This window comes from Oceanobacter sp. 4_MG-2023, from assembly GCF_030689165.1.
Taxonomy (GTDB): Bacteria; Pseudomonadota; Gammaproteobacteria; order Pseudomonadales; family Oceanobacteraceae; genus Oceanobacter.
In genome coordinates, this window is the sequence record NZ_JAUYVV010000011.1 from 101,644 (window position 1) to 112,420 (window position 10,777).

Annotated in this window: 7 protein-coding genes and 3 tRNA genes; 6 read left to right on the forward strand and 4 right to left on the reverse strand. The window is 55.4% G+C overall.

The annotated features are described in order from the left end of the window. Window position 1 precedes the first annotated feature (1 nt). Window positions 2-361 carry a hypothetical protein gene (locus Q8W24_RS10020; protein ID WP_303434109.1) on the forward strand — a complete coding sequence of 120 codons (360 nt, stop codon included), beginning with the start codon at window positions 2-4 and terminating at the stop codon, window positions 359-361. A 124-nt stretch (window positions 362-485) separates the two neighbouring features. Here the strand turns inward: Q8W24_RS10020 and lysS are convergent, their stop codons facing one another. From lysS to Q8W24_RS10040, 4 genes are all read right to left on the reverse strand, one after another. Continuing rightward, on the reverse strand, window positions 486-2,012 hold the full coding sequence (gene lysS / locus Q8W24_RS10025) for a lysine--tRNA ligase (RefSeq protein WP_305475203.1): 1,527 nt from the start codon (window positions 2,010-2,012) through the stop codon (window positions 486-488). A gap of 146 nt (window positions 2,013-2,158) precedes the next feature. Then, complete coding sequence (gene prfB / locus Q8W24_RS10030) at window positions 2,159-3,244, reverse strand: peptide chain release factor 2 (protein WP_368501393.1); 1,086 nt, start codon at window positions 3,242-3,244, stop codon at window positions 2,159-2,161. A 199-nt stretch (window positions 3,245-3,443) separates the two neighbouring features. Further along, on the reverse strand, window positions 3,444-3,980 hold the full coding sequence (locus Q8W24_RS10035) for a hypothetical protein (protein WP_305475206.1): 537 nt from the start codon (window positions 3,978-3,980) through the stop codon (window positions 3,444-3,446). Then, window positions 3,977-5,920, reverse strand: coding sequence for an ATP-binding cassette domain-containing protein (locus Q8W24_RS10040; RefSeq protein WP_305475208.1), 1,944 nt, complete (start codon window positions 5,918-5,920; stop codon window positions 3,977-3,979). The genes Q8W24_RS10035 and Q8W24_RS10040 overlap by 4 nt, the downstream gene beginning before the upstream one ends. A 235-nt stretch (window positions 5,921-6,155) precedes the next feature. On the opposite strand from Q8W24_RS10040, the gene Q8W24_RS10045 reads away from it, so the two are divergent. The 5 genes from Q8W24_RS10045 (at window position 6,156) to Q8W24_RS10065 (ending at window position 10,776) form a co-directional block, all read left to right on the forward strand. Then, the gene (locus Q8W24_RS10045) at window positions 6,156-7,262 is read left to right on the forward strand and encodes an efflux RND transporter periplasmic adaptor subunit (protein ID WP_303434113.1); all 1,107 of its coding nucleotides are present in this window, start codon (window positions 6,156-6,158) and stop codon (window positions 7,260-7,262) included. A gap of 2 nt (window positions 7,263-7,264) precedes the next feature. Then, on the forward strand, window positions 7,265-10,399 hold the full coding sequence (locus Q8W24_RS10050) for an efflux RND transporter permease subunit (protein WP_303434114.1): 3,135 nt from the start codon (window positions 7,265-7,267) through the stop codon (window positions 10,397-10,399). Between the two features lie 97 nt (window positions 10,400-10,496). Then, window positions 10,497-10,572 (forward strand) — tRNA-Val (locus Q8W24_RS10055). A gap of 21 nt (window positions 10,573-10,593) precedes the next feature. Beyond that, window positions 10,594-10,670 (forward strand) — tRNA-Asp (locus Q8W24_RS10060). 30 nt (window positions 10,671-10,700) lie between these two features. Beyond that, a tRNA-Val gene (locus tag Q8W24_RS10065) sits at window positions 10,701-10,776 on the forward strand. The last annotated feature ends 1 nt before the right edge of the window (window position 10,777 follow it).

Consider the following 10,777-nt stretch of genomic DNA (forward strand, 5'->3'; position numbering starts at 1 on the left):
CATGAATAGCATTGAAACCAAACTGTCCCCACTAATGTCTGTTAACGGCGCTCTTGCAGCGGCTCTGGTCGACTACAACAGCGGAATGATGCTCGGCTCAATCGGTACAGGTCTGGACCTGGAGATTGCTGCAGCAGGAAATACCGAAGTTGTCCGTGCCAAGCTCAAAACCATTGAAATGCTGCAACTGAATCAGGATATCGATGACATCCTGATCACTCTGACCAGCCAATATCACCTGATTCGCCCAATGGACGCCGACCGCGGTCTGTTTATTTATTACGTACTGGATTCCACCAAAGCCAACCTGGCACTGGGCCGTCGTGCCCTGCAGTCGCTGGAAGGCACTATCTCTCTTTAATCGCTCACCAGTCTGCCAAGGTGGCAGAGCCACAGTCGAGAGTTGTCCACCGGCTGTTTGCCAGCCACAAAAAAGCCGCACAAGATACGCGGCTTTTTTGTGGCTTATGAACCGATCAGGCGTGTCAGTTACCTTGCGGTTTCATATGCGGAAACAGAATCACATCTTTAATGGTGTGTGAGTTGGTAAACAGCATCACCAGACGGTCAATTCCAATACCTTCACCGGCGGTTGGCGGCATACCGTATTCCAGCGCATTGATATAATCGGCATCGTAGTGCATCGCTTCATCATCACCAGCGTCTTTTTCTTCAACCTGTTTACGGAAACGTGCCGCCTGATCTTCAGCGTCATTCAGCTCCGAGAAGCCGTTGGCCAGTTCACGCCCGCCAACAAAAAATTCAAAGCGGTCGGTCACAAACGGGTTGGTATCGTTACGGCGTGCCAGCGGTGACACTTCCCACGGGTATTCGGTAATAAAGGTCGGCTGATCCAGCTTCTCTTCTGCCGTTTCTTCAAAGATCTCACAGATGTATTTACCGGCACCCCAGGCAGCCTGCTTGGGTGAGTCCTTGATACCAACCTGCTGGGCGTATTGCTTCAGCGTGTCGATATTGGCTTCTGCATTATTCAGCACCTCGGCGTCCATCTCCGGGTTGTACTTCAGAATCGCTTCAACCATGGTCATACGCTGGAATGGCGCGGCAAAATCGTAGGTCGATTCACCGTATTCAATGGTGGTATTCCCCAGCACGGTTTCAGCAATAAACTTCAACATGGCTTCGGTAATATCCATCAGATCGCGATAATCGGCGTAAGCCTGATAGAACTCGATCATGGTGAATTCAGGGTTGTGCCGGGTGCTGGTGCCCTCGTTACGGAAGTTACGGTTGATTTCGAATACCTTGTCGAAGCCGCCCACAACCAGTCGTTTCAGATACAGCTCTGGCGCAATCCGCAGGAACATATCAATGCCCATGGCATTGTGATGGGTCTCGAATGGCTTGGCTGTGGCTCCACCCGGAATGCTTTGCAGCATCGGGGTCTCGACTTCCATAAAGCCGCGTTGCGACAGGAAGTAACGGATACCTTCAATGATTCTGGAACGCACCAGAAAGGTGTTACGAGTCTCTTCGTTGATAATCAGGTCGACGTAACGCTGACGGTATTTCATCTCCTGATCACCCAGTCCGTGGAACTTGTCGGGCAATGGGCGCAGGGATTTGGTCAGAATACGCAATTCGTTGATGTCGTCGATCTCAACATACAGGTCGCCCTTGCCGGACTTCTGCAAGGTGCCGGAAACTCCGACAATATCGCCGATATCCAGTAACGGCCAGATCTCGCTTTCTTTCTGTTTGGGCTTGGCCAGATAAAACTGGATGGCGCCGCTGCTGTCCTGAATGCCAACAAAAGGGCCGCCACGACGCATCACACGACCAGCCACCACGACCGGGTGCTTCTCTTCCGCCAGCGTTGCCTTGTCCTTGTCGCCGTGTTCCGCCTTCAGGTCACCGGCCAGGTGTTTACGTCTGAAGTCGTTTGGATGGCCATTAGCAGCACTGCCTTCCCGCAACTGCTCCAGTTTGGCGCGACGTTCGGCAATCAGTTTGTTTTCTTCCTGGGCGGTTTGAGTCTGTTCGGTCGTCATTGTCTAACCTGAATATAAATAAGTTGGGCGCCAGACGTCGGGCATCGGACGCGTTATGTTTGTCGCTGGACATCGGGCGCGTGGCGCTTGTGATCGACTACCGGCCGGTGGTCGATCGCCGACGTCAGGCATCCAGCCGTTCACCATTAAAGCCCTTTTTTCAGGCTCGCTTCAATAAACTGATCCAGGCCACCATCCAACACTGCTTGCGTGTTGCGGGTCTCGACGCCAGTACGCAGATCCTTGATACGTGAGTCATCCAGCACATAGGAACGAATCTGGCTGCCCCAGCCGATATCGGACTTGGAGTCTTCCAGAATCTGGGCTTCGGCGTTCCGTTTCTGCAGCTCAAACTCGTACAACTTGGCCTTTAACTGCTTCATCGCCTGGTCTTTGTTCTTGTGCTGCGACCGGTCGTTCTGACACTGGGTCACAATATTGGTCGGCAAGTGAGTAATACGCACCGCCGATTCCGTCCGGTTGACGTGCTGACCACCGGCACCCGAGGCACGGTACACGTCGATACGCAGATCGGCCGGATTGATTTCAATATCGATATTGTCGTCCACTTCTGGCGACACAAACACAGAAGAGAACGACGTATGCCGACGGTTGCCGGAGTCAAACGGGCTTTTGCGTACCAGACGGTGTACACCGGTTTCGGTACGTAACCAGCCGTAGGCGTATTCGCCTTCTACCCGGATGGTTGCGCCCTTGATACCGGCCACTTCACCATCGGAGACTTCCATCAATTCGCCCTTGAAACCATGGGCTTCAATCCAGCGCAGATACATCCGCAACATCATGTTGGCCCAATCCTGGGCTTCTGTACCGCCAGAACCGGACTGGATTTCGACGTAGGCGTTGTTGGCATCCAGCTCACCGGAGAACATCCGACGGAATTCCAGCGCCTCCAGCTGTTGTTGCAGATCAGCCAGTTCCGACTCGACTTCGGCCACGGCTTCTTCGTCGTCTTCTTCGACGGCCATATCCAGCAAGTCTTTCAGATCTGCCAGGCCACCATCCAGATTGTCGATGGTCTTGACCACGGCTTCCAGAGCCGAGCGCTCCTTACCCAGATCCTGGGCGCGGGCGGCGTCATTCCAGACGTCTGGCTGGGCCAGCTCTTGCTCTACTTCTTCCAGACGCTCGGTCTTGTTGGCATAGTCAAAGATACCCCCTAAGCACGTCGGTGCGCGCCTTGAGGTCTTTGATGGTTTCGATGATTGGATTAATTTCCAAGGGGATACCTGTCTGTGTCACTGAACTGTAAGTCGATTGTCCTTCACTCGGAGGGTGAAGGAACCAAAAAGAGGCCGGTATTCTACAGAAATTTACACCAGACAGCCACGGCGGCGGCACGGCCTTGGCCCTTGTTCCTCTCCTGCACCGTTTTGAAGAATACCCGGCATTGTCGTCATCTGCTCCACACTATCCGGCCAGGGCAGACAACGCCGTTAATGCCTGCTTATACGCCTCGGCAGTGGCAGCTTTGCGTTCCGCCGGTATCAGGCTGACCCGGTTTTCGTACAGTTCCAGCAGCAGCACGTCATCCGGGAAACCGGCCAGTGCGGACTGGATATCCGCACTCAAAGCCTGCGCCAGAACAAGCCGTTGCTCCTGACCCAACGCTGGATCTCCCGGCAGGTCATGCCATGACAACCCCTCAGGCAAGCCCTGGCTTTCCCACCCTGGCTGTCCGACGATACGAAACAACAGTTTCTCCTGCGGTTTGGTGTCGTCATGGAACGGCGGCCGGAAAACCAGCGTATAACCGATGCCGGTGATGTCTTCCCGAACACCGGTTTTGGCGGCATCAACCTGAAAGCTGCAGTGACGTACCTGCAGCCCGGCCTTGGTGGCATCCAGTCGCAACTGACCCAGACGGGCATCCCGTGGGCTGGGTTTCAGGCCGTAAATCGACCCGATCACCGCCAGTACGACCAGCACAGGAATCAACCAGGTCACGAGGCCATTTCCTCCAGTTCAAGCCAGCGCTCTTCGAGTTGTTCAATTCTGGCTTCTGCCGCAGTCAACTCCGCCAATACCGCTTGTACGGTGTCTGCATCACCGGCATAAAAATCTGCCGCGTGTGTCGCCGCCGCCAGGGCATCGCGCTTGGCTTCTGCCGCCGCAATCTGGTCAGGTAACTGATCCAGCTCCCGTTGCAACTTGTAGGAAAGTTTTTTCGCCGCCGGTTTTGCTTCCGTCTTGACCGGTGCAGCAGGTGCTGGCTGTTTTGCTGATTGTTTTGCGGATTGCTGCGCAGCTTTCTGTGACTGCTTTTTACCGGCTTTTTGTTGCGCCTTGGCTGCCGCCTGTTTGGCCTGATGACGCGCCTCCCAGTCAGAATAACCGCCGGTTTGCTCGTCGATATGACCTTCACCTTCAAACACCAGCAGCTGGGTCACGACGTTATCAAGGAATGCCCGGTCGTGGCTGACCAGTAACAAGGTGCCCTGATATTCCATCAATCGTTCTTCCAGCAGCTCCAGGGTTTCCACGTCAAGGTCGTTGGTCGGCTCATCCATCACCAGCAGATTACATGGTTTCAGGAACAGCTTGGCCAGCAACACCCGGTTGCGCTCACCACCTGACAAGGCCCGCACCGGTGTCCGGGCACGCTCAGGGGGAAAGAGGAAGTCACCCAGATAGCCGATCACGTGGCGGCTCTGGCCATTCACCTCGACATGGTCTTTGCCATCGGCGACGTTATCTGCGATGGATTTATTGCCATCCAGCATATGCCGGGACTGGTCGAAATACGCCACTTCCAGCTTGGTACCCACCCGTAACTCACCGGATTGTGGTTGCAGCTGACCCAGTAACAATTTCAGCAGGGTACTTTTACCGGCACCGTTCGGGCCGACCAGACCAATCCGGTCTCCACGCTGGATAATGGTTGAGAAATGCGACACCTGTGGCTGATCACCCCAGGCGTAACTGATATCGGTTGCTTCAAAAACGATTTTCCCGGACGAATCCGTACCGGTCATGCTGATATTGGCTGTGCCCTGACGTTCACGGCGTGCACCACGCTCGTTACGCATTTCTTTCAGTCGTTCGACCCGACCTTCGTTCCTGGTGCGGCGTGCCTTGATTCCCTGACGGATCCATTTTTCTTCTTCTGCCAGACGCTTGTCGAACAGCGCATTCTGGGTTGCTTCGTCTTCAAGACGCTTTTCCCGGTACTCAATAAAGCTGAGGTAATCCCCCTGCCAGATATACACATGGCCGCGATCGAGCTCGACAATCCGGGTGGCCAGATTTTGCACAAAGGCCCGGTCGTGACTGATAAATACCAGTGTCCCGCTGAATTGTTTGAGCTGTTCTTCCAGCCATTGGATAGTGGCGATGTCCATATGGTTGGTTGGTTCATCCAGAATCAACAGATCCGGTTCCGTCACCAGCGCCCGAGCCAGCATCACCCGGCGTTGCCAGCCACCGCTCAGTTCGGCAAAACTGCGCTCGGCGGGTAAATCCAGACGTTGAATAATTGACTCGACTTTTTGCTGCCAGCTCCAGCCATCATTGGCTTCGATACGGGTTTGCAGTTTTTCCATCAGGTTGAGATCGGCATGTTCACCCTTGTGGGTTTCTTCATGGTAGCGGGCGATGTCTTCCCCCACTTGCCCTAACCCCTGAGCCACCACATCGTAAACCGGAATATCCACTTTCTCTGGCAGCGCCTGTTGCAGCGTTGCCATGCTCAACATATCAAGGCGCTGAATCACACCATCGTCCGTGGTCACTTCTCCGGTCAGGACTTTTAATAAAGTAGACTTGCCCTCACCGTTACGACCAACAATACAAACCCGCTCGCCAGAGTGGATATCCAGATCCACCTTGTCGAGCAGTACATGATCACCAAAGGCCAACTCGGCCTGTTTCAAACTCACCAACACCATACAAATCGCCTGCAAACCGACAAAATCGCATCCCGAATATCGAATATACCGGGCCAGGCGCCCAGTTTACTGCCGCCGCTCCCCCCTTAACAGGCAAACCGCCACTGGATTGCAAAGTATTCATGGTAAACATCTGTCCAGAAGTAAACTATCCTTCGATGCACAACTACTATGACCGCCGCATCCACCGCCCAGAGCAAGCGTCCGGATTTGCCATATCAAAGGACTCAAGACCATGTCGATTACGTTTAACCGTGGCTACCTTGCCGCCGCCGCTGTCCTTATTGTGACTGTCGTCTGGATGCTGGCAGGGGCCGATACCGAACCCTTGGCTGCCAGGGAAACTGACCGATACCCGGATGCAACACGCCTGATACGGGTGCAGGTCGACGACCTGATACCCGAGCAGCATATCCGCTCACTCAAACTGTCGGGCAAGCTGGCGGCCAATCGCAACGTCACCATCAAATCCGAATTGCGCGCCAAAGTAACTGCGATTCATGTCAACAAGGGCCAGCGAGTCAAGCGCGGGCAATTGCTGCTCGAACTGGATACCCGCGACTGGCCAGCCCGGCTGCAGCAGGCACAGGCAACGGTGCGCCAGCGGCAACTGGAGCAACGAGGGGTAATCCAGCTCAACCAACAAGGGCTGGCAAATGAATCCATGCTCGTCCAGGCCGATACCGCCCTGGCAAATGCCCAGGCGGAACTCACATCAGCACGTTTACAGGTCGAAGCCGCTGCTGTCCGGGCACCCTTTGATGGCGTGATCAATAACCGCATGGTGGAACTGGGGGCTTTCGTCAAGGATGGTGAGTCGCTTCTGGAACTGGTTGATTTCTCTCCCTATCTGGTGGTCGCGGAAGCAGCCGAACAGGATGTGGGTTTACTCAGCCCCGGTATGACAGCAAGCGCCAGATTACTGTCCGGAGAGCTGGTAACAGGAACGCTGCGGTTTGTCTCATCGCTGGCGAATACTGCCACCCGCACCTTTACCGTCGAGCTTGAGCTGGCCAACCCACAGCATCATCCCATCCCGGCCGGACAAAGTGCCCAGCTGATTGTGCCTCTGGGCGAGCGTCAGGCTTACCATGTTTCACCGGCCCTGCTGGTGCTGGATGAATCCGGCAAGATGGGGCTGAAAACCGTCAATCAGGATAACCGGGTAGCGTTTGTCAGCGTGGAGCTGGAAGGCGCCGATCAGCATGGCGTCTGGGTTTACGGCCCGGAATCCGTGCGCCTGATTACCCAGGGTGGCGGTTTTGTCAAGGTTGGCCAACAGGTTGACGCAGTGCTCAAAAGTGCTCCCGGCACATCGCCCAGCCAGCCTGAGGGAGACTGATCATGTACGCTCTGATTGACGCGGCTCTCAGCCGCGCCCGCACGGTCATGATGGTGTTTGTACTGGTGATACTGGTGGGCCTGTCGGTGTTGTTTTCCATTCCCAAGGAAAGCTCACCAGACGTCACCGTGCCGTTTGTTTATGTCTCCGTCGCCCACGATGGGATTTCCCCGGAAGATGCCGACTCCCTGCTCTACAAGCCGCTGGAACGTGAATTACGCGGCCTCGATGGTTTGAAGGAAATGGTTTCGACGGCCACCACCGGACACTTGTCCATCATGCTGGAGTTCTACACCGATGTAGACATCGACCAGGCGCTGCTTGATGTCCGCCAGAAAGTGGATGACGCCCGCAGCGATCTGCCGGAAGACAGCCACGAACCCCGTGTACTCGAAATCAACGTCGCCCTGTTTCCGGTCGCCGTTGTCACCCTTGCCGGCGACGTCAGCGAGACGGAGCTCTACGCCGTCGCCAACGACCTGCAGGATCGTCTCGAAGCCTTGCCGGGCGTGCTGGAAGCCACGATTCAGGGCAAACGCGAAGAAATTGCCGAAATTGTCGTCGATCCGGTGCGCATGGATAATTACCAGCTCTCCATGGTTGAGCTGTCCAATCTGGTCTCCAACAATAGCTCACTGGTTGCCAGCGAAGATTTACAGAACGAAGCCGGACGCTTCAGTATCAAGATTCCCGGGCTGGTCGAGAATATCAACGATATTCTCAATATGCCGGTCAAGGTCAGTGGTGATCAGGTGGTGCTGTTCCGAGACATTGCCGTTGGCCGTCTGGCCTACAAGGATCGTAACAGCAGTGCCCGCATCAATGGCCAGCCCGCCGTGACACTGGAAATCAAGAAACGGATCGGCTCCAACATCATCGAAACCATTAATCAGGTTCGCGGTGTTATCGATACCGTGTCGCCCTACTGGCCCGCGGGCATCGACGCCAGCATTATTCAGGATGGCTCCAGCGAAATCGAAAGCATGCTCAACGACCTGTTCAACAATGTATTGGTCGCCACCCTGATGGTGATTGTACTGGTATTGGGTAGCCTCGGATTGCGGAACTCATTCCTGGTTGGGCTGGCGATTCCGGGGGCCTTTCTGATGGGGCTAATCTGGCTCAGTCTCACCGGCAATACCATGAATATGGTGGTGTTGTTTGCTCTGATTCTGTCCGTCGGCATGCTGGTCGATGGCGCTATCGTCGTCACGGAATACGCCGACCGCCGCCTGGCTGACGGCGCCACTCCCAAGCAGGCCTATGCCGATGCCGCCAAACGGATGGCCTGGCCAATCACGGCATCAACCGCCACCACGCTGGCGGTCTTTTTGCCTCTGCTGTTCTGGCCCGGCACCACCGGCGACTTTATGAAGTATTTGCCATTGACTCTGCTCTATACCCTGACGGCTTCGCTGGTAATGGCGCTGATTGTTGTGCCAACCCTGGGGTCATTGATCAGCCGTCAAGGCGGTTATGAAGACGGGGCCATTGCCCGACTAAAAGCCGCCGAACGGGGCGATTTCCACCTTATCGGCGGCTTCACCGGAGGCTACGTGCGCCTGTTACGGACTGCCTTGCAGCGGCCACTGACGGTGCTGGTGCTGTGTTTGCTGACACTGGTGGCTTCGTTTGTCTTTTATGGCCAGCACGGCCATGGCGTGGAGTTTTTCCCCGATGTTGACTCTGATATCGGCCTGGTGGATATCCGCGCCCGAGGTAATCTTTCCATTCAGGAGCGCGAAGCACTGGTCTTGCAGGTCGAACGACATATCTTTGCTCTCGACGATGTCGATTCAATCTACACCACCACCTTTGCCAAGGCCCCTAACGATGCCGCCCCGGATCTGGTCGGCCGTATCCAGATAGGGCTGGCGGACTGGGAGCAACGCCGCCCCGCCAATACCGTCCTGGCCGATATTGAACAACGCAGCGCGGCCATCCCCGGCATTATTGTCGAAACCCAGAAAAAACAGGGCGGCCCTCCCAGTGGGGCCGATATCCAGCTGCAGCTGACCGCCAACAGTGGTGACGCCATTATTCCGCTGCTGGAGCAGGTCCGGGAGATATTTGAGCAGGATGCCGATCTCAAAGACATCCGTGATGATCGCCCGTTAGAGGGCATCGAATGGCAACTCACGGTCGACCGTGAACAGGCCAGCCGCTACGGAGCCAGTATTTCTGCCACCGGCGGCATGGTACGCATGCTGACTGGCGGCCAGAAAGTCGGTGCCTTTCAGCCTGATTTTACCGACGACGAAGTGGACATCGTCTTGCGTTACCCGGAATCCCGCCGCACCCTGGCAGATCTGGATGGCTTTAATATCTCAACGGCCTATGGGCTGATTCCCGCTTCGCAATTCCTGACCCAGACCGCTGAGCCTCGCTCGGGCGATCTGGTGCGGATCGATGGCAAACGCCGTTACCGCCTCACCGCCAACGTGCGTGATGGCGTCAACGCCAATGCCAAAATCCAGCAACTCAGCGAACAGATGAAAGATCTCGACTGGCTCGGTGCCGGTGTCGAGCCCAGATTCCGTGGCGACTTTGAACAAATGGCCGAAACCGGCAGCTTTCTCGCAACCGCGTTTTCCATTGCCATCTTTATGATGGCAACCATTCTAGTCACCCAGTTCAACAGCTTTTATCAAGCCACATTGATCATGAGTGCCATTATCCTGTCGATTGTCGGCGTGCTGATTGGCTTGCTGATTCGGGGCGAAGCTTTCGGCATCGTGATGAGTGGCGTAGGCGTGATCGCCCTGGCAGGTATTGTGGTCAACAACAATATTGTCCTGATCGATACCTATAATCGCCTGCGGGACGAAGGGCTGGATGCCATTGACGCCGCCCTGCGTACCGGTGCCCAGCGTCTGCGGCCGGTATTATTGACCGCGATTACGACCGTCCTCGGCCTGATCCCGATGGTGATGCAGTGGAATATTGACCTGATTCATCAACACACCAGTGTTGGCGCTCCTTCTTCACAATGGTGGACCCAGCTGTCTACCGCCATTGCCGGAGGGCTGACTTTTGCCACCGTACTGACTCTGATCCTGACACCTTGCTTGCTGATTCTGGTCGACCGACGTTCCAACTCAACCAGGCGCTCAACGAAACAGGCAGAAACTGGCTGATTTTTATGCAAGTGCCTGAATAAATTTAAAAAATCAAAGATTTATGTTTGACAACGAAGGCTCTACGAGTAGAATGCCCACTCGCTTTTGAGACCAAGGGTGATTAGCTCAGCTGGGAGAGCATCTGCCTTACAAGCAGAGGGTCGGCGGTTCGATCCCGTCATCACCCACCAAAAGCGAAAGTTGGAAGAATTGGACTGGTAGTTCAGTTGGTTAGAATACCGGCCTGTCACGCCGGGGGTCGCGGGTTCGAGTCCCGTCCAGTCCGCCAATTCTTACAACAGCAGTACGATAGACCGAAGGGTGATTAGCTCAGCTGGGAGAGCATCTGCCTTACAAGCAGAGGGTCGGCGGTTCGATCCCGTCATCACCCACCAA